This window comes from Streptomyces sp. R-74717, from assembly GCF_047305335.1.
GTDB classification, from domain to species: Bacteria; Actinomycetota; Actinomycetes; order Streptomycetales; family Streptomycetaceae; genus Streptomyces; species Streptomyces atratus.
Window position 1 is genome coordinate 986,849 of sequence record NZ_CP102361.1, and the last position, 18,328, is coordinate 1,005,176.

Below are 18,328 nucleotides of genomic sequence, written 5' to 3' on the forward strand. Positions count from 1 at the left end.
CTGACGGATCGGGGTGCCGTCACATGCACCGCATGCGCACGTAGCGCTTGAGGTCGGGCAGTACCTGGGCCACGAGTGCGGCAACGGCGACGGCGACCGCGCCGCCGATGATGATCTTCTTCATGACGGTGTTCGTCTCCTCAGTTGTTGGCCTGGCCGACCGCCGACTGTGCGGTGGGCGCGGTCCATTCGTCGTCCCGCACAAGGCGCAGGACCATGTTCACGGCCTCCGGTACGGCAGCGGCCACGGGACCACTGAGGCCGATGCCCTCTTCGACGCAGGCGGGTTCGCATCCGACGACCAACGTGCGTCGCGGGGGGATGCAGCCCGTCCCTGCACACAGGGTCTCCAGCAGGGCCAGGACCGCGTCGGGGGACATGCGGTGGCCGTCGAGCAGAGCTTCCTGCGGCGCGATACGGCCGGGCCGGTCGGCCTCGATCAGATACAGCGTTCCGGGATCGCCGCCGCGTTCGGTGGCATCGATCAGGACCAGCGTGTCGTATCCGTCGAGGAGCTGGTACGCGAGGTGGACTCCGCGCACCCCGATGTCCACCGCTTCGACGTGGCCGGGCAGTGGTCCTGACGCCAGTCGTCGTACGGTCTCGACACCGAAGCCGTCGTCGCCGAGGAAGATGTTGCCGACGCCCGCCACCAGAGTCGTCGTTCTCTGCTCCGAGGGCGCTGTCATGCGTCCTCCAGTGGTGCGACCTCGTCGGGCTGGAAGTACAGGAACCGGCCCTGCTCGCGCCGGATGTCCGCACCCGGATCGCCCTCCACGGTGACCGCGAGGTGCACTCCGCCGTCCACGTCGTGGAGTACTGCTTCGACCAGTGCGCTGCGACCTCGCAGAAAGAGGTCCTGGGCGTCGGTGCGGCGCAGGCCCGGCCGCAGGAGTACGCGGCTGCCCGCGCCCACCGACCGGCCGTCCACCAGGATCCGGTCGCGGGCCGGGTCGGCGCCGGCGTCGGCGGCCGGGTCCCACCACGGCTGGTCCGGCCGGATCAGGTCGTACTCGTCGGAACCTTCCTGCATTTGCGGAAATCCGTCGGACGGAACGGCCGCGGGCGCACCCGGCTCGGTGACCTCCCGCAGGGCCCGCACCGCGCCGTGCAGCCGCTCCAGGACCTCGGGGGGCATCGAGTCGGCCAGGTCGATCACGGCGGCCGCCCGGTCGTCCGTCCCCCGGGCCTCGCGCTTCTCCTGGTCCGTCAGGGCGGCCGTGCGCAGCGCGAGGATCTCGTCGATCTCCGTGGAGTCGTACAGCGCTCCGGGGCTCTCCGGGGCGATGGCCGGGTGGTCGTCAAGGATGATCGGGGACGAGAGCACCAGGTCTGCGCGGCTGGGCTCCCCGGCCAGTACGGGCCAGGTGTGCAGATTCCGGCAGCCCGTGACTGCTCCCCTGGCCCACTCGGGAGGGTCCGTCATCGACAGGAACGAGCCTGCGCTCAGGCCCAGGAGAAGATGGGCGGCCACCAGTGACCTGGGCAGAGCGGCCTCGCGGTCGGCGTCACCGGCGCCTGGCGTCCACGTGCTGGTGTTCTCCACGACGGCGGTGAGCCGCATCGCCCGGTACGGGCCGTCGAGTTCGGCAGCGGACAGCCGCACCGCGCCGCTGATCTCCTCGCAACGGCGCACCAGGCGGCCCACGATCCGGCCGTCCTCGTCACGGACGGTTTCGTGCTCCTCGCGTGCCGGGCGTGTGAAGGGGACGACGACTCCGTCGCCGGTGAGCTCGGCCACGGTGGCGAGCACTTCGACCCGTTCCTCCGCACCCTCGTCCCACGGAACCAGGACCCGGTCGGTGAGGTGGAGTTCGGGGACGGTCTCGAAGGTGCCGTCGTCGCGGAGCCGCTGCACGGTGCGCCGTTGGGCGTGCAGGAACCGCGCCTCGGCTGCCAGAGTCGCGTCGGTCTTCGGTTCCATCAGGCACTCGGTGTGCTGGAAGTCGTGCTCTTCGGCGGCTGCCGTCCAGGCCGGTGGTACGAGCACCCCGAACTGCCAGCGGAGCCGGTTCTTGGCCGCCGACGCTCGGTACGGGTACAGGACGTAGCCCTCGAAGAGGACGGCGTCGGCCACGCCACGGGCGGCGGCGAAACGGGATTCCAGCGCGGGAGTGAGCGCGGATGAGGTCATTGCGCCGTCCTCTCGGCGAGCCCGGCGAGCCCGGCGAGCCCGGCGTCGGCGAATGCCCGGTCCGCAGGCGGGAGGGCCGTGGTCCCGGCCGCGTCGAGAAGCGCCCGGACGGTCGCCTCCCAGGAGGGCAGTGCGTGCCGGGAGCGGAATGCGATCAGGTCACTCATGGTGTCGCGGGGAAGCCGGATCCAGCCGCACCCGGGGAAGTGCTGGTCGACCATCTCCTGCCACACCGCCACCGGCATCCGGAAGGGCGCCTCCAGATCCCAGGGCACCGGCTCGACCCGGAATCCTCCCGAACCGGTGAAAGCGGTGCCGGAGAAGAGCATGAGGAGCGGTACCTCACCATCCGTCAGCGCGTTCAAGTACCGTGTTGCGGCGATCTCCAGGTCATAAGTGCAGGGCACGACGACGTCCGTCTCGGTCGCCCCGGTGAACGCGGGAACCATGACCGGGACCTGGGCGAACTGCACGGGCTGGAGTGTGCTGCCCCAGCGTGAGCGCTCTCCGAACAGGTCCGTCAGGCCCTCGGCCTCAGTCGTTTCGTAGCCGCGCCGGGCCGGCTCGATGCGGATCTGGCAGCGCAGCGCGAGTGCGTGCACCCGCGCCTCTTCGGATGCGGTGATGCGCAGCCGGAAGACGAGGGTGGGGCCGGCAGCGTACGGGTCGGCGCGTACGCCGGTGCAGGCGAAGGTGAAGTCCGTCATGGTCGTCGCTCCCCCACCGTTGCCTCGGCCCGGCGTTCGACGTGTTCGAAGAAGGCCTGCAGATCGGCACGAGCCTCGGCTCCGCCGTCGAATCCCTGCCACAGCAGGCGCATGCGTCCCACCAGCTCATAGCAGATGTCGATCGGTACCAGATAGCACTTGGCCCGGCCCTCGGTGCGGCGCAACAGCAGTGCTTCCACGTCGGGTTCGAGCAGCTGGGAGAGACGGCTGCCGCCGAGGACCGACTGCCAGGTCGACGGATCGAGTTCGCTCTCGGTGGCTCCGGCGGGGCTCGGGTAGAGCGCCACCAGTCGGCCCAGTGCGGAGTTGCGGAAGAAGAAGGCGACGCTGACCGGGATCTGCAGGAGTTCCCACGCGTTGTCGTCGAGACGGTGGTCGTGGTCGGCCAGATAGCGGTCCGGGACACTCAGGAACCGGCCGTGGGCGGCGCCGGGCCGCTCGAAGAGCAGGGCGCACGGGGTGCAGGCGCACGCCAGGGAACGCTCCTCGGTGTCCACCAGATGCCGGTGGTTTCCCTCGGCCACCGGCACTCCGCACAGTTCGCAACGCTCCTGCCGGGGTTCAGGCGGTGCCGCGAACCGCCGCAGCGTGTGCACGCCCGAGGCGGACGCGGGCCGCCCGGCCCATGTCATGGGCGCGCTCATGGCGTTCCGGCCGGGGCCGGCCGGGCGGTTGCCACGCCCTGCGGCGGGCGGGTTCCGATCTGAAGGAGTGCCGGCTCCCGAGTGGCAGAGGCGGGCTCCATCTCGACCGTGGTCACCTCCGGTGCGAAGCAGGCCAGGGCGTTCTCGACGGACTGCTGCGCCGACGACGCGCCGGTGCAGCCGCATCCGCCCGTGCCGGCGCTCCGCAGGCGCAGAGTGCCTGTGCTCTCGTCGAAGGTCACCACCTCGACGGGATCGCGGACGGCCGCGAGGGCCCGCCCGATGCGCGTGTCCATGTCCTCGGGGTGCAGGTCGTGCAGGACCAGCAGGCTCGACACGAGGTCGTCGTCCAGGAGTTCGTCCAGCGTGGCGCCGGTTTCGCGGCCCGGTGCGGCCCGGAGCCCGTCGAGGATCCGGGCCAGCCCGGCGCCGTAGAAGTCCATCAGGACCCGCACCAGTTCCTCGGCCGCCGCGGATGCCTTCCGGTCACCGGCCGCCGTCAGTTGCTCGAGCACCTCTTCGATGCGACGCCCGGCCTGCTCCGCGTCGAGCGACTTCGCTGCCGCGGTATGTGTTGTCGCGCTCATCCGCCCAGTCCGCTCAGCCCGGTGGGCACGTGCATCTTCTGCACCGTCTTGCCCCCACCGACGTACATGTGGACGCCGCACGGGAGGCAGGGGTCGAAGCTGCGCACGGTGCGCATGATGTCGATGCCCTTGAAGTTCTCCGGTGGGTTCTCTTCGAAGATCGGCGTGTTCTGCACGGCGTCCTCGTAGGGACCGGGAGTTCCGTAGGTGTCCCTGGTGCTGGCGTTCCACGGCGTCGGAGGGTAGGGGTGATAGTTGGCGATCTTGCCGTCCCTGATCACCATGTGGTGCGACAGCACGCCGCGTACGGCCTCGGTGAATCCGACGCCGATGCTCTCGTCCGGGACGTCGAACTTCTCCCAGGTCTGCGTACGTCCGGCGCGCACCTCCTCAAGCCCCTTCTCGGCACAGTGCAGCGCGATCGCGGCCGCGTACGCCTGGAAGTAGGTGCGGGCACGGTTGCGCTCCAGCGCGTTGCTCCACTTCGGGATCTTCCACTCGAAGGTGGTCTCGGGCTTGGTCATCGTGCGCGGCAGGTTGATGACGACACTGTGACCGGTGGCCTTGACGTAGCCGACGTCGACGAGCCCGGAGAGCGCGGTGGACCACAGCCGGGCGATGGGGCCGCCGCCGGTGTCGAGGGCCAGGTGGTCCTTGCCGTCGAACCAGCGCGGCGACATCACCCAGCTGTACTTGTCCTCGAAGTTCCGCTTCTGCGGCGCCGGGATCGTGTGCTGGTTCCACGGGTGGCGGGGGTCGACCGGGTTGCCGAGAGGGTCATGGGTGACGAACTGCTCCTTGCCCTCCCAGTCGTCGTAGTACGAACTGCCCAGCAGGATCCGGATGCCGAGGTTGATCTCGGTCAGGTCATTGGTGACCAGCTTGCCGTCCACGATCACACCGGGGGTGACGAACATCCTCCGTCCCCAGTCACTCATGTTGGCGTAGGTGAAGTCGCAGTGCTCAGGGTCGTTGAGCGCTCCCCAGCAGCCGAGCAGCACCCGTCGGCGACCGACCTCTTCGTACCCGGGCAGGGCCTCGTAGAAGAAGTCGAACAGGTCGTCGTGCAGGGGCACGACCCGCTTCATGAACTCCACATAGCGCATGAGGCGGCTGAGGTAGTCCGTGAAGAGCTGGACGGAGGCGATGGTGCCCACGCCCCCGGGGTAGAGCGTGGACGGGTGCACATGACGCCCCTCCATCAGGCAGAACATCTCCCGGGTGTAGCGGCTCACCTGGAGGGCCTCGCGGTAGAACTCGCCCTCGATGGGGTTGAGCGACCGCATGATGTCGGCGATCGTGCGGTAGCCGTGCTCCCCGGCGTGCGGCGCTTCGGTGCGCTCGGCCAGTTCCAGGACGCCGGGATTGGTCTCGCGGACCATCTTTTCGCAGTAGTCGACCCCGACCAGGTTCTCCTGGAAGATGTTGTGGTCGAACATGTACTCCGCGGACTCGCCGAGGTTGATGATCCACTCACCGAGGTGCGGCGGCTTCACTCCGTACGCCATGTTCTGCGTGTACACGGAACACGTGGCGTGGTTGTCGCCACAGATCCCGCAGATGCGGCTGGTGATGAAGTGCGCGTCCCGGGGGTCCTTGCCCCGCATGAAGACGCTGTAGCCGCGGAAGACCGACGAGGTGCTGTAGCACTCCGCGACCCGCTTCTGCTTGAAGTCGATCTTCGTGTGGATACCGAGACTGCCCACGATCCGGGTAATCGGATCCCAGGCCATCTCCACCAGGCCGCTGCCGTCGCCGGCCGCCTTCGTTTTCGGTGCCATCGTGTGTGCCGTAGCCCTTCTGAGAAGCGTGAGGTGGGGTCGTCACCGGAAGGTGTGGAGTGCGGTCGGAGTCCTCGGCGTGTTCACCACGGGGGCCGGTAGCCGGTGGTCAGCCGACCCCTCTTGTGCCGCCACTTCGGCTCCGTGTCCAGGGTCTTCGCCGTGATCGCCCGGAGCCTGCGGACGACCGCCCCGTACGCGCCGCTGGCGGTGGCGGAGACCTTGGCGCCCGGCGGTTCGTCCATGAACGGCATGAACTTGTCGGGAAAGCCCGGCATGGTGCAGGCGATACAGATGCCGCCGACGTTCGGGCAGCCTCCGATGCCGTTCATCCAGCCGCGTTTGGGTACGTTGCACTTGACGACCGGGCCCCAGCAGCCGAGCTTGACCAGGCACTTGGGCGAGTCGTAGGTCTGGGCGAACTCGCCCTGCTCGTAGTAGCCGGCCCGGTCGCATCCCTCGTGCACGGTGGCGCCGAACAGCCAGGTCGGACGGAGCTTGTCGTCCAGCGGGATCATCGGAGCGGATCCCGCCGCCTGGTACAGCAGGTACGTCAGGGTCTCCGAGAAGTTGTCCGGCTGGATCGGGCACCCCGGCACGCACACGATCGGGATACCGGCCTTCGACTTCCAGTCCCAGCCGAGATAGTCGGGCAGGCCCATGGCCCCGGTCGGGTTGCCGGCCATCGCGTGAATGCCGCCGTACGTGGCGCAGGTGCCGATGGCGACGACCGCAAGGGCTTTGGGCGCCAGCCGGTCGATCCATTCGCTGGTGGTCATCGGCTGGCCGGTCTCCGGGTTGTCACCGAAACCGCACCAGTACCCCTCGGGCTTGATCGTCTCGTTCGGGATGGAACCCTCGACGACCAGGACGAAGGGATCGATCTCGCCGCGCTCGCCCTTGAAGAACCATTCGATGAACGTGTCCGCACCGCCCACGGGGCCGCATTCGAAGTCGATCAGCGGCCAGTGGACCTCGATCTTGGGCAGACCGGGCAGCGCACCGACGACGATCTCTTCGATGCTCGGCTGCATCGCGGCAGTCAGGGCCACCGAGTCGCCGTCACAGCTCAGCCCCGCGTTGATCCAGAGGATATGGATCGGGGACTCTTCTCCGGTGGCCGCAGCAGGTGCGTCCACGGTGTTCGACGTTGCTGCATCCATGAGGATGCCTCCCTGGAAAGAGACATACGAAGGCCGACATATCGACCTTCACTGTTCTTGGTACCAAGCGCTCGGTGCGAGTACGCCATGGTGTGCCGCCAGTCCGGTGACATCGGGCTCCCGGGCGGGCCGGTCCTCCGCAGATCTGCCGGTCGAGGCCGGGACGAGGTGCGACGGCCGGCCCGACGGAGGATCCTTGAGCACGAACGCACGCCGCTGTGCGTGATAGGACGACCGAGGGTCGAAGAAGGTCCGCCGCATCACGGTCAACTCCTCGTCCCGGTAGTCGGCCAGAGGCCTGTCGGCCTCGTCCCGGTCCCGTTCGGCCTTCTTCGCCGCGATCCGCGACGGTGCCGCGGGCGACGCGGCGAGGCGGGCCGCCAGCCGGACGACCTCGCTCGCGAACGACTGCGCGTCGCAGTCGACCGTCCGATCGGCCAGGCCGAGCCGCACAGCGGCCTCCGCACTCACCGGCAGCGCCTTGCCGGTGAGGCGCTCCGCAGCGGCGGCGCCCACCCTGCGCGGCAGCGTGTACGTCCAGTACTCGGAGCCGTACAGCCCCATCAGGCGGTAGTGCGGGTTCAGCACCGCCCCCGTCCTGCACCAGACCTCGTCCGCAGCCAGGGCGAGCATCACCCCGCCCGCGGCCGCGTTGCCGCCCACGGCGGAGACCACCAGCCGGTCGGTGGTGGTCAGCACGGCCTCCACGAGGTCGTCCATGGCGTTGATATTGGCCCAGGACTCCTCGCCGGGGTCGGCGGCGGCCTCGATGACATTGAGGTGGATGCCGTTGGAGAAGAAGTCACGGCCGCCTCCCAGTACCAGCACCGAGGTGGGCCGTCGGCAGGCCAGCCGGTAGGCGTCGTGCAGGCGTCGGCACTGCGCCGTGCTCATCGCACCGCCGGGGAAGGAGAACGAGAGGAAACCGGCCTGTCCCACCTCCCGGTAGCCGATGTCGCTCCAGCCATGCCGCCGCCCTTCCTCGTGCAGCGGCACAGGGTGCTCCGGCAGTGCGGACAGACGCCCGGCGAGCGCCGTCACAGCGGGCAGTTTGAACGTGGCGGGCCCTCCCGGCCTGCGGCGGGGCCGAAGCTCGGGGATCCACACCGCGCCGTCGGTCGTCGCCCGGCAGACCGCCCCTGCCCGTACGGCCACCAGCTCGCCCGGTCCGCCGCGCAGTTCGTGCTCCGGGTGCCCCCCGTGCAGAAACCATTCGCCCCCTAGCAGTTCGTCGCGCACGCCGGGGTACGAGTCGGCGGCCCGCAGCTTGCGCAGGACCGCTTCCGTGGAGTCCGACTCCCAGTCGATGCGACGGTGCTCCTGGCGCAGGTACGGCCGCGTACGGATGCGCGACTCCTCATCCCCGCCGGTCTGCGGTCGAGGAACGTACGTACCGGACGAGAAGCGCTCGACGGCGAGGTGCACGGTCTGCAACGCGGCGTCGGAGACTTCGTTGCGGTACAGGTCGCTCTTGCCCACCTGGGGCACCGGGAAGGTGGCCGATGCCCAGATGTGCCCGGCATCCATCTCCTCGTCGGCCTGCAGAACCGTCACGCCCCATGTGTCCGCACCCTCGTGGATGGCCCAGTCGAGGGAGGAGGGCCCGCGGTCGCCCGGGGGGCCGGGGTGGACGACGAGGCAGGTGTGCGCCGCCCAGACATCCCGGGGGATGGCGGTCTTCAGCAACGGGGCCAGAATGAGGTCGGGCGCGAACTCGCGCACAGCGCGCCGCAGCGACTCGTCGCGCACGGACGGCTCCTGAGCTGCGAGTTCCACCGCCACGGTGTGGCCCCGGTCCCTCAGTTCGGCATGAACACGCTGAGTAAGGCTGTTGAACGCGCTCGCCACGAGCAGGATGTGCACAACGATCTCCCAACGCCGGCCAGATCCGGCTGATTGCGATGGTGGGGCGCTGCGGGCGGAGCTCCAGCGGCAACCGGCCGCGAAGTCACCCGAAAGCGAACACATCGGCGACCACTCAGTGGAACCCGTACAGCAAGCCCCGCGCCCAGGGGATCGGAATGAACCGAGCAGCGACATGACGCAGAGCCGGGCGTTCGATACGAGCCCGCCTACGCACCCCACTGAGGGCGGTCGGGGCCGGTCGGCGTGATCCGCTCCGGCGGCCTGTTATCTTTACGTGACTTCGCGCCGCAACTCTCGGTCACGCTTTGGCCTTTGCTGTGGTGGAGTCGGCGAGGGGGAAAGCGTGTGGCCGCCGTCTGGGCGTTTCGGTCCGATCAGCAGCCGCACGGCCTGAACTGAACCTGGGGATGGACATGCCATACACCGGCCGAGACGAATGACTCCGCCGCCCGCCTGACGCGGGCAGACGTCCGCAGGGCCCCTGGAGGGCCGGCCGAAATGGAGTGTGGCGGCGGACGAGCAATGACCACTACACGTGTACGGGCACGGTCGTAGTCTGCGGCCGGCCCGGCCTGTCATGGCTGGACGGAATGACACAGCACAACTTACTCAGCAGAACGGCGCACGCCGCCCGGTCTGCGCTGCGCCCCGGGACGGGACGCCGGAAACAGGCGAAGCGACCGCGCCTGTGCCTGCCGCGCAAACCGGACTATCCGCGCACGGGCCGCCGCGGCTGGCGAAGATGGGTGCCCTCGTGGCGGCTGGTCGTGGGTTCGTTCCTGATGTTCATCGCAACGCTCACGACCGTGGTGGGCATCGCCTACGCGCGCACGGACATCCCCAAGGACCTCAACGCGTTCGCCACCCAGCAGGACACCGTCTACTACTGGGCCGACGGGACCCCCATGGCCCGCACGGGCTGGGTGAGCCGCCAGGAGATGCCTCTGTCGAAGATTCCCGACGATGTCCGGTGGGCCGTACTGGCGGCCGAGAACGCCGACTTCTACTCGGACCACGGCATATCGGCGCAGGGAATCACCCGCGCGCTGTGGCGCACGGTCGGCGAGGGAGACACCCAAGGTGGATCGACCATCACCCAGCAGTACGTCAAGAACGTCTACCTCTCGCAGGACCAGTCCTTCTCCCGCAAGTTCACCGAGATGCTGCTCGCGGTCAAACTCGACCGTCATGTGAGCAAGGACGAGATCCTCGAGGAGTATCTGAACACCAGCTGGTTCGGCCGTGGCACCTACGGCCTCCAGCGCGCGGCCCAGGCCTACTACGGCAAGGAGGTCACCCAACTCAACGCCAGCGAGGGCGCGTTCCTCGCGTCCCTGCTCAAGGGGGCCTCGCTCTACGATCCCGCCATCAACCCCCGCAACCACGACCGGGCCGTCAAACGGTGGAAGTGGACGCTGGACCGCATGGTGGAGATCGGCAAGCTGAGCCCGGCCGAGCGTGCCCGGTACACCACCTTTCCCGAGCCCAAGCCCCCTCACAGGCCGAACAGCACTTCCGGGCAGGACGGTTACCTCGTTCAGCTCGCCGAGTCGTACGCCAAGCGTGCCGGACACATCTCCGACGCACTCTTCGACCTCGGCGGCTATCAGATCTACACGACGTTCGAGAAGCCGCGGATGACTGCCCTCACCCGGGCCGTGAAGGAAGCGCGCGACACGCTCGATCCCGAGCAGCGCAAGGCGGACCGCCATGTCCGGTTCGGGGCCTCGTCCGTCGCCCCGGACGGCCGGATCCTCGCCGTGTACGGCGGACCGGACTTCGAGCGGCAGGCCTTCAACGAATCCAACGCGAGCACCGTCCCCGCCGGTTCGGCGTTCACCCCGTTCGTCTACGCCGCCGGCCTGGAGCACGGCATCTCACGCAAGCGCAATGGCCCCCGTACCAGCGTGACGCCCTCGACCGTGTACGACGGTGACGACGACATTCCGGTCATGACGTCCGAAGGTCCCTACTGGGACCGCAGCGGCAAGATGGTCAAGGGCCAGAACGACGGCGACCGCTCCTACGGCCGCATCAGTCTGCACGACGCCATGGCGAAGGCCGTGAACTCCCCGTTCCTCCAACTCGGTATGGATGCGGGACTGAAGCAGGTCCGCAGTACGGCCGAGGCATCCGGGCTGCTCCCGTCCAGCTTCGGTCCACCCGTTCCCGCGTTCTCGATGGGCAACTCCACACCGAGCGCCATCCGCATGGCCGACGCGTACGGCATGTTCGCGGCCCACGGCGTGCACACCGATCCGTACTCGGTACGAAAGGTCACGCGCAACGGGGGGCCGATCCGGCTGGATCTGCCGCAGGCGAAGCGCGCCGTGCGGTCCGACGTCGCCGACGAGGTCACCGCATCGCTCGCACGGCCCGGCGGGGAGAGCAGCACCGCCTACGCCTCACCGGTCGCCGCCAAGGCCGGAACCACCGAGGACGACACCGCGCGCTGGTACGTCGGTTACAACCAGACCGCGTCCACGGCCGTCGTCGTGTACCGCATGGACCTGACGAAGAGTCTGGCGCCACTGCCACTGAAGGGGCTCGGCGGCGAATCGGCGGCCGGCAAGAAGCTCTCGTCCCAGATCTGGAACACATACACGGAAGCCATGACGAAGTGACAGATACCCGAGAAAAATCTGCCGTTCGCCGAATACGGGCCCGCTTGACGCCCCGTATCATCCTGGGACTCACGGCATGCATAGTCGCGTCGGGTTCCGCGGCGCTCATCCCGCTGGCGTCCGACGAATCCTCCGACAACCGGACCCCTCAGCAGGGCACGCGCACCGTCGCGGCGCCGACGCCCACCGCCCGGGAGCATCGCGGGGGTGACGGAAAGAAGACGGAAGAGGAGAAGTGGGACGGGAAGGTCAAGATTCTGGGAGACGGTTCCACGTCCTACACCGGGCCGCAGCCGGGCCAGTTGAAGGCCCGGAGACTCAAGCCGGGTGAGAAGCCTCCCCAGTTCGTGGTGTTCTCGTGGGACGGTGCACTGGAGGGCGACGATCGCATGTTTTCGCGCTTCCGCCGTGCGGCGAAGGAGAGCAATGCGCACATGACGTTCTTCCTCACCGGTATCTACCTGCTCCCGAAGGAGAAGAGGAACCTCTACGAGCCGCCCCAGCACAAGCCCGGGACGGCCGCGATCTCGTACCCGACGCGCGAGCACATCCGCATGACGCTGGAACAGCTCGGCGGCGCCTGGCGGGAGGGCAACGAGATCGGGTCCCACTTCAACGGCCACTTCTGCGAAAAGAAGGGCGGTGGGGACTGGAGTACGGACGAGTGGATCAGCGAGATCAACCAGTTCTACTCCTTCGTACAGAACTGGAAGACGAACACAGGCTTCAAGGACCTCGATCCGCTGCCCTTCGACCCCACCCGCGAGGTCGTCGGCGGACGGGCCCCCTGCCTCGAAGGCCAGAAGACCCTACTGCCGGCGACCAAGCCCTTCGGCTGGCGGTACGACGCGAGCTCCCCGGGGGACTTCCAGATCTGGCCGTCCAAGAAGAACGGCGTCTGGGACCTCCCGCTGCAGATGCTGCCGTTCCCCGGCAAGGACTTCCAAGTGCTGTCCATGGACTTCAACTTCCTCTACAACCAGTCGGAAGGCAGCACCGAGGGCGACCCCGGGAAGTACCAGACGTGGCGCAAGGAGGCGCGGGACTCCTACGTCGCCGGATTCGATCGGGTTTTCAATGGCAGCCGCGCACCGCTGTTCATCGGAAATCACTTCGAGGACTGGAACGGCGGGATCTATATGGATGCCGTCGAGGAAACGATGCGAGAGGTCTGCCCGCGCAAGGAGGTGCGCTGTGTGTCCTTCCGCGAACTGACCGACTGGCTCGATGCGCAGGACCCCAAGGTCCTCGCCCATTGGCGGACACTCGATCCCGCCCAGCCGCCGAACTGGAAGCAGTAGGCGTACGTACGCGGAAAGCGGAGCTCCGGCTGAACAACTCGCGTGATGTGACGAATCGTTCAGGCCGGGGCTCCGCGGTCCGGTGTGCGCAGGCGTCGTCGACGCCCTCGGTCAGCCTGCCTTCTTGACGAACTCCGTGGTGTATGTCTTGGCGAGGTCCACCTTCGCGTTCTTCAGGTTCGGGTTGAAGGCCTTCAGGACCCGCTCGACGGTGGCGGGGCCGTCCGCGGGCATGACGCCGTCCGTGGTGAACATGGGCAGCGTGCTCTTGATCGCCTGTGCGTACAGCGCCTTGCCGCCGCCCTGGGCGTAGTCGGCGGGCATCTTCGCTGCGATCTCGTCGGCGCTGTGCGTGGACATCCACTTCAGGGTCTTGACGAAGGCGTTGGCCAGCTTCTGGACGGTGTCCTTGTGGCTGTTGACCCACTCGGTCTGCATGTAGAGGCTGGAGGACGGGTAGAGCCCGCCGAGTGCCTGCTTGGAGCCCTCGGGGGTCCGCATGTCGATGAGGATCTTGCCGAGCTTCTTTTCCAGGATGGTGGCGACCGTCGGATCGGTGGTCATACCGCCCTGGATGGAACCCTGCTGAAGGGCGGAGATGAACGTCTGCCCCGCTCCGACCGCCACGGGCGTGAATTCGCTGGTCTTCACATCGTTGCTCACGGCGAGGTACTTCGTGAGGAAGTCCGTCGAGGAGCCGATGCCCGTCACACCGAGCTTCTTGCCCTTGAAGTCCTTCGCCGACCTGACGTCCCCCGCCGCCTTGTTGGAGACGATCTCGACCTCGCCGGGAGCCTGGGAGAACTGGACGACCGACTCGACCTGCTTGCCCTTCACCTGAAGGTCGAGGGTGTGGTCGTAGAAGCCCACCGTGCCCTGGACATCGCCGGAGACCAGTGCCGTCTCGGCCTGGACGCCCGCGGGCTCGGTCAGGAGCTGGACCGACACTCCCTCCTCCTTGAAGTAGCCGAGCCGCTCGGTCAGCATCGCGGGCAGGTAGATGACCTTGTCCAGGCCCCCGACCATGATCTTGACCTTGTCGTTCTTGCCGCCGGAGGCCGAGGTGGAGCCGCCGCCACAGGCGGTCAGGGCGAGTGCACCGGCGACGGCGACGGCCGAGATCCGGGTGGATGTACGCATCTGATTCACGTCCTTGTGAAGAAACAGTCGGGTGTGCGGATGACGGTCGGTGTCAGCGGGCGGTGCCGGCCTCGGCCGGCTTCCAGCGGAAGAGCCGCTTTTCGAGGAAGGTCAGCAGGCCTTCGGCCAGCAGCGCGACGATCGCGAGGATGACCATCGCGGCGTAGACACCGGCGGCGTTGAACGTGCCCTGAGAGGCGGCGACCAGCAGCCCGAGTCCCTTGGTGGCCCCGATGTACTCACCGACGATGGCGCCGATGAGGGCAAAGCCGAAGCTCACATGCAGGCTGGTGAAGATCCAGGACGTGGCCGAGGGGATGACCACCTGAAGCGTGACCTGGCGGTTGCCGGCGCCCAGGATGCGGGAGTTGGCCACGAGATTGCGGTCGACCTCCCTTGCCCCCTGGAAGGCGTTGAAGAAGACGGGGAAGAACACGAGGACGACCGCGGAGGCGACCTTCGAAGCCGGGCCGAGGCCGAACCAGATGAGGAAGATCGGGGCGAGCACGATGCGCGGCAGGGCGTTGAGCACCTTGATGTACGGGCCGAGGACATCGGCGGCGAAGCGGACGCGGCCCAGCGCGATTCCGAGCAGCACACCGGCGATCACACCGATGACCCAGCCGAGCAGCGCTTCGTAGAGCGTGTACCAGATCTGCTCCCACAGGGAGCCCTGGGCAGTGCCGTCGACGACCCAGGTACGGATCTGGTCCCAGATCTTCGACGGCATGGAGAAGTTGAACGGGTCGATGACCGACGTTCGGGCCAGCCACTCCCACAGCCCGATGACCGCGAAGAGAACCGCGACCCGGCTCCCGAGCACCAGGTACTTGCGGTTGCGGGCGGCGCGCGCCCTGGCCCGGGTCCGCTCGGTCTTGGTGACGGCGGCGTTCGCGGTGATGGTTTCAGGCGACATCGAGGGCACCCCTCTCGCGGGTGATGCGGACCTCTTCGCCGAGCGAGGACCAGATCTCCCGGTAGATCTCGATGAACCGGGGCTCCAGGCGCACCTGTTCCACCTTGCGGGGGCGGGGCAGATCGATCTCGAAGACCTCCTTGACCGTGGCCGGTCCCGCGGTCATGACCACGACCTTGTCGGCCAGCGCGATGGACTCCTCCAGGTCATGGGTGACGAAGACGACGGAGGCTCCGGTGCCGGCCCACAGCTCCAGCAGTTCGTCCGACATCAGGGCCCTTGTCTGCACATCGAGTGCGGAGAAGGGTTCGTCCATGAGCAGGATCTCGGGGTCGTTGACGAAGGTGGCCGCGAGGGCGACGCGCTTGCGCTGACCGCCGGACAACTGGTGGGGATAGCGGTCCTCGAAGGAGGACAGCCCGACCCGGGCGAGCCACTCCCTGGCCCGCTCCTTCGCCTCCGGCTTCGGCACACCGCGGAAGCGGGGACCTGCCATCACATTGGACAGCACGGTCCGCCAGGGGAAGACCGCGTCCTGCTGGAAGACAAAGCCGACCTTGTCGCCGATGCCGCGCACCGGCTCGCCGCCCACCAGCACCTCCCCCTCGGTGGGCTCCTCCAGACCGCTGACCAGAGTCAGAGTGGTCGACTTGCCGCATCCGGTGGGGCCCACCACGGCGACGAACTCACCGCGCCCGATCGTGAGGTCCAGATCCCGTACGGCGGTGTGGAGCGCCCCCGACGGAGTCCGGAACGCTTTGCTCGCCCCCCGCAGCTCGATGGCGGGGCTCGTTTCGCTGTTCATGGAGCGGGACGCTAAGTGCGCCCCGGGGACGTGGGCACCCTTGCGCCCACAACTTCTGCTTCTGCCCATAACCCGCGGTTCTGCTCGTTCTGCTCGCGCTGCGGCAACGAATGCGCCACGAGGACTGGTCATCGGCGACGGCGACGTTTACGTTGCGTTCACACAAGGACGAAACGGAGCATCAGGTTCCTGGCCGGCGGAAGGCAGAGAGCGAGCACATGCGGATTCACTGGCCCCGTCGTGTCTTCGCCCAGGTGCTCCTCACCCAGGTGGCCATCACCACCGGAGTGATCATGCTCGTGACAGGTCTGTTCCTCGCCCCCCTCAGCCACCAGCTCGACGACCAGGCGATGCACCAGGCGCTGTCCATCGCCCAGACCGCCGCCGCCGAACCCGGTCTGGTGCACAACCTGACCAGTACCGACCCCAGCCCCACCGGACCGGTGCAGGCCGAGGCGGAACGGATCCGGCGGGCCACCGGAGCGCTCTACATCGTGGTCATGGACACTCGCGGGGTGCGCTGGTCGCACACCGACACCGCGCAGATCAGCAGACACGTCTCGACCGATCCCAGCACGGCTCTGGGCGGCCGCGAGATCATGCAGATCGACAACGGCACCCTGGGCCGCTCGGCACGCGCGAAGGTTCCTCTGCGCGACAGGGACGGTGCCATCGTGGGTGCCGTCTCGGTGGGTATCGCCTACGACAGCGTCCATGAGCGACTGCTCGGCGCCATTCCCGGTCTGCTGCTCTACTCCGGAGCGGCGCTCGCCGCGGGCGTGCTGGCCGCCTTGGCCATCTCGCGGCGGCTGCAGCGCAGCACCCATGGACTCGCCTTCGCCGACATCTCCGCGCTGCTGGACGAGCGCGAGGCCATGCTGCACAGCATTCGCGAGGCCGTTCTCGCCCTCGACGCCCAGGGCCGGATCCGGTTGCTCAACGACGAGGCGCAGCGTCTGCTGGAGCTGGACCAGGACGCCGTCGGACGGGCGCTGGGCGAGGTGCTGCCGCCGGGCCGTACGACAGAGGTGCTGGTGGGACGGGTCGACGGCGACAACCTGCTCACCGTCTGCAATGGACGCGTGCTGATCGCCAACCGTATGCCCACCGGTGACGGCGGAGCCGTCGTCACCCTGCGCGACCGTACCGAGCTGGAGCTGCTCGGCCGTGAACTGGACTCCACTCACGGCCTGCTGGATGCGATGCGCGCCCAGGACCACGAGCACGCCAACCGGCTGCACACCCTGCTCGGGCTGTTGGAACTCGGGAGGCACGATGCCGCGGTGGAGTTCGTCGCGGAGGTGGCCCGTGGTCACCGGGCCTCGGCGGAACAAGTCGCGGAACGCGTCAACGATCCTCTGCTGTCGGCGCTGTTGGTGGGCAAGTCGGCCATCGCGGCGGAGCGGGGCGCCTCCTTGCGCATCTCACCGGCCACCCGGCTCCCGGACGTGGTGGTGGACCCGCGCGATCTGGTGACCGTCCTCGGCAATCTCATCGACAACGCGCTGGACGTCGCCTCGCTCATCGAGGTCGAGCTTCTCGCCGAGGGCACCACCGCGGTCCTGCGGGTCAGCGACAACGGTCCCGGGGTACCGCCCGGCATGCGCGAGCAGATCTTCACCGAGGGCTGGTCCACCAAGGAGTCACCCAGGCATCGCGGACGCGGCCTGGGCCTGGCGCTGGTGCGCCGGCTGGCCGAGCGCTACGGTGGCGCGGCTCGTGTCACGGCCCGGGCCGGCGGTGGCGCGGTCTTCACCGTCGTCCTGCCAGAGGCACTCGGCGTCCGGCCGCTGTCCGAAGTGGGAGAGTTGCGATGATCAATGTCCTGGTGGTCGACGACGACTTCCGTGTTGCCGAGATCAATGCCGCATATGTCGCCAAGGTCCCCGGCTTCCGTGTCATCTCACGCGCACACACCGCCGCGCAGGCGCTCGCCTTCCTGGAGCGTGACCATGTCGACCTCGTGCTTCTCGATCACTATCTTCCGGACGAGACGGGGCTGGCACTTGTACGGCGGCTGCGCCAGCTGGGCCACCCTGCCGATGTGATCATGGTGACCGCGGCCCGTGATGTGTCGACCGTCCAGACCGCCATGCGGTACGGCGCCCTGCAGTACCTGGTCAAGCCGTTCAGCTTCGCCGGTCTGCGGTCCAAACTGGAGAGTTACGCGGCCCTGCGCCGCACCCTCGAAGGCGTGGGAAACGGCCGCGGCGAGGCGGGACAGGAGCAGGTCGACCAGATCTTCGGCGCCCTTCGCACCGCGGATTCCGGTCCCGCGGCGGCCCTGCCCAAGGGCCACTCGGCACCCACGGCCGACGCCATCCGCCATGTCCTGTCGGCCGCCGACGAGCCACTGTCCGCCCATGAGGTCGCCGCCCGGGCCGGCCTGAGCCGCTCCACCGCCCAGCGATACCTCAAATATCTGGAGGGCGCGGGCCGCATCAGCCTCAGCCTCAAGTACGGCGACACCGGCCGGCCCGAGCACCGATACGCATGGGCGAGGGCGGGCTCAGAAGCGTACGGTGCCTAGACGTCCGGTTGCACCGACGGCGCACCATCCCCTGCACGAGGTCGAAGGGACGGCTCCATGAAGCGACTCGGTACGAAGGCCCCGCCGCCGATCCGCCGCGCGACGAAGA

16 protein-coding genes are annotated in these 18,328 nt (G+C 68.2%); 4 read left to right on the top strand and 12 right to left on the bottom strand.

What is annotated here, in order from left to right:
• Positions 1 to 19 precede the first annotated feature (19 nt).
• From NRF20_RS04440 to NRF20_RS04480, 9 genes are all read right to left on the bottom strand, one after another.
• Positions 20 to 124 (bottom strand): DUF6893 family small protein, encoded by a 105-nt coding sequence (locus tag NRF20_RS04440; protein WP_382942810.1) that lies wholly within the window; start codon positions 122 to 124, stop codon positions 20 to 22.
• A gap of 16 nt (positions 125 to 140) precedes the next feature.
• The gene (locus NRF20_RS04445) at positions 141 to 689 is read right to left on the bottom strand and encodes a hydrogenase maturation protease (protein ID WP_398631602.1); all 549 of its coding nucleotides are present in this window, start codon (positions 687 to 689) and stop codon (positions 141 to 143) included.
• Positions 686 to 2,134 carry a hypothetical protein gene (locus NRF20_RS04450; protein ID WP_398631601.1) on the bottom strand — a complete coding sequence of 483 codons (1,449 nt, stop codon included), beginning with the start codon at positions 2,132 to 2,134 and terminating at the stop codon, positions 686 to 688. Before NRF20_RS04450 ends, NRF20_RS04445 begins: the two co-directional genes overlap by 4 nt.
• Complete coding sequence (locus NRF20_RS04455) at positions 2,131 to 2,841, bottom strand: DUF6084 family protein (RefSeq protein ID WP_413752040.1); 711 nt, start codon at positions 2,839 to 2,841, stop codon at positions 2,131 to 2,133. The genes NRF20_RS04450 and NRF20_RS04455 overlap by 4 nt, the downstream gene beginning before the upstream one ends.
• Positions 2,838 to 3,506: a DUF5947 family protein gene (locus NRF20_RS04460; RefSeq protein WP_413752041.1), complete on the bottom strand. Its 669-nt coding sequence runs from the start codon at positions 3,504 to 3,506 to the stop codon at positions 2,838 to 2,840. The genes NRF20_RS04455 and NRF20_RS04460 overlap by 4 nt, the downstream gene beginning before the upstream one ends.
• The gene (locus NRF20_RS04465) at positions 3,503 to 4,093 is read right to left on the bottom strand and encodes a hypothetical protein (protein WP_266355168.1); all 591 of its coding nucleotides are present in this window, start codon (positions 4,091 to 4,093) and stop codon (positions 3,503 to 3,505) included. Before NRF20_RS04465 ends, NRF20_RS04460 begins: the two co-directional genes overlap by 4 nt.
• The gene (locus NRF20_RS04470) at positions 4,090 to 5,874 is read right to left on the bottom strand and encodes a nickel-dependent hydrogenase large subunit (protein ID WP_266355169.1); all 1,785 of its coding nucleotides are present in this window, start codon (positions 5,872 to 5,874) and stop codon (positions 4,090 to 4,092) included. The genes NRF20_RS04465 and NRF20_RS04470 overlap by 4 nt, the downstream gene beginning before the upstream one ends.
• Positions 5,875 to 5,957: 83 nt before the next feature.
• Positions 5,958 to 7,037 (bottom strand): hydrogenase expression protein HypE, encoded by a 1,080-nt coding sequence (locus NRF20_RS04475; RefSeq protein ID WP_398631598.1) that lies wholly within the window; start codon positions 7,035 to 7,037, stop codon positions 5,958 to 5,960.
• A gap of 48 nt (positions 7,038 to 7,085) precedes the next feature.
• A complete protein-coding gene (locus NRF20_RS04480) occupies positions 7,086 to 8,900 on the bottom strand; it encodes a hydrogenase maturation protein (protein ID WP_413752042.1) in 1,815 nt (604 codons plus the stop codon).
• A 593-nt stretch (positions 8,901 to 9,493) separates the two neighbouring features.
• Here NRF20_RS04480 and NRF20_RS04485 point away from each other — a divergent pair.
• On the top strand, positions 9,494 to 11,527 hold the full coding sequence (locus tag NRF20_RS04485) for a transglycosylase domain-containing protein (RefSeq protein ID WP_398631596.1): 2,034 nt from the start codon (positions 9,494 to 9,496) through the stop codon (positions 11,525 to 11,527).
• Positions 11,528 to 11,571: 44 nt separating this feature from the next.
• Positions 11,572 to 12,828 carry a hypothetical protein gene (locus tag NRF20_RS04490; protein ID WP_398631595.1) on the top strand — a complete coding sequence of 419 codons (1,257 nt, stop codon included), beginning with the start codon at positions 11,572 to 11,574 and terminating at the stop codon, positions 12,826 to 12,828.
• 111 nt (positions 12,829 to 12,939) lie between these two features.
• Here the strand turns inward: NRF20_RS04490 and NRF20_RS04495 are convergent, their stop codons facing one another.
• From NRF20_RS04495 to NRF20_RS04505, 3 genes are read right to left on the bottom strand one after another with little or no spacing between them, the layout of a single operon-like run.
• Entirely contained in the window at positions 12,940 to 13,968 is a 1,029-nt protein-coding gene (locus NRF20_RS04495; protein ID WP_413752043.1) for an ABC transporter substrate-binding protein, read from the bottom strand.
• A 52-nt stretch (positions 13,969 to 14,020) separates the two neighbouring features.
• Positions 14,021 to 14,884 (bottom strand): ABC transporter permease, encoded by an 864-nt coding sequence (locus tag NRF20_RS04500; protein WP_266355175.1) that lies wholly within the window; start codon positions 14,882 to 14,884, stop codon positions 14,021 to 14,023.
• Positions 14,874 to 15,689 carry an ABC transporter ATP-binding protein gene (locus NRF20_RS04505; protein ID WP_266355177.1) on the bottom strand — a complete coding sequence of 272 codons (816 nt, stop codon included), beginning with the start codon at positions 15,687 to 15,689 and terminating at the stop codon, positions 14,874 to 14,876. The genes NRF20_RS04500 and NRF20_RS04505 overlap by 11 nt, the downstream gene beginning before the upstream one ends.
• A 218-nt stretch (positions 15,690 to 15,907) precedes the next feature.
• Here NRF20_RS04505 and NRF20_RS04510 point away from each other — a divergent pair, with 218 nt between their 5' ends.
• Together NRF20_RS04510 and NRF20_RS04515 are read left to right on the top strand one after the other, a co-directional pair.
• Complete coding sequence (locus tag NRF20_RS04510; RefSeq protein ID WP_413752044.1) at positions 15,908 to 17,506, top strand: ATP-binding protein; 1,599 nt, start codon at positions 15,908 to 15,910, stop codon at positions 17,504 to 17,506.
• Positions 17,503 to 18,219: a response regulator gene (locus tag NRF20_RS04515; protein ID WP_398631592.1), complete on the top strand. Its 717-nt coding sequence runs from the start codon at positions 17,503 to 17,505 to the stop codon at positions 18,217 to 18,219. Before NRF20_RS04510 ends, NRF20_RS04515 begins: the two co-directional genes overlap by 4 nt.
• Positions 18,220 to 18,328: the final 109 nt, after the last annotated feature.

What these genes read in the sequence shown, in the direction of transcription:
- NRF20_RS04445 (WP_398631602.1), bottom strand. Translation starts at nt 689, where the DNA reads ATGACAGCGCCCTCGGAGCAGAGAACGACGACTCTGGTGGCGGGCGTC.
- NRF20_RS04460 (WP_413752041.1), bottom strand. Translation starts at nt 3,506, where the DNA reads ATGAGCGCGCCCATGACATGGGCCGGGCGGCCCGCGTCCGCCTCGGGC.
- NRF20_RS04475 (WP_398631598.1), bottom strand. Translation starts at nt 7,037, where the DNA reads ATGGATGCAGCAACGTCGAACACCGTGGACGCACCTGCTGCGGCCACC.
- NRF20_RS04465 (WP_266355168.1), bottom strand. Translation starts at nt 4,093, where the DNA reads ATGAGCGCGACAACACATACCGCGGCAGCGAAGTCGCTCGACGCGGAG.
- NRF20_RS04485 (WP_398631596.1), top strand. Translation starts at nt 9,494, where the DNA reads ATGACACAGCACAACTTACTCAGCAGAACGGCGCACGCCGCCCGGTCT.
- NRF20_RS04495 (WP_413752043.1), bottom strand. Translation starts at nt 13,968, where the DNA reads ATGCGTACATCCACCCGGATCTCGGCCGTCGCCGTCGCCGGTGCACTC.
- NRF20_RS04455 (WP_413752040.1), bottom strand. Translation starts at nt 2,841, where the DNA reads ATGACGGACTTCACCTTCGCCTGCACCGGCGTACGCGCCGACCCGTAC.
- NRF20_RS04470 (WP_266355169.1), bottom strand. Translation starts at nt 5,874, where the DNA reads ATGGCACCGAAAACGAAGGCGGCCGGCGACGGCAGCGGCCTGGTGGAG.
- NRF20_RS04515 (WP_398631592.1), top strand. Translation starts at nt 17,503, where the DNA reads ATGATCAATGTCCTGGTGGTCGACGACGACTTCCGTGTTGCCGAGATC.
- NRF20_RS04500 (WP_266355175.1), bottom strand. Translation starts at nt 14,884, where the DNA reads ATGTCGCCTGAAACCATCACCGCGAACGCCGCCGTCACCAAGACCGAG.
- NRF20_RS04450 (WP_398631601.1), bottom strand. Translation starts at nt 2,134, where the DNA reads ATGACCTCATCCGCGCTCACTCCCGCGCTGGAATCCCGTTTCGCCGCC.
- NRF20_RS04510 (WP_413752044.1), top strand. Translation starts at nt 15,908, where the DNA reads ATGCGGATTCACTGGCCCCGTCGTGTCTTCGCCCAGGTGCTCCTCACC.
- NRF20_RS04440 (WP_382942810.1), bottom strand. Translation starts at nt 124, where the DNA reads ATGAAGAAGATCATCATCGGCGGCGCGGTCGCCGTCGCCGTTGCCGCA.
- NRF20_RS04505 (WP_266355177.1), bottom strand. Translation starts at nt 15,689, where the DNA reads ATGAACAGCGAAACGAGCCCCGCCATCGAGCTGCGGGGGGCGAGCAAA.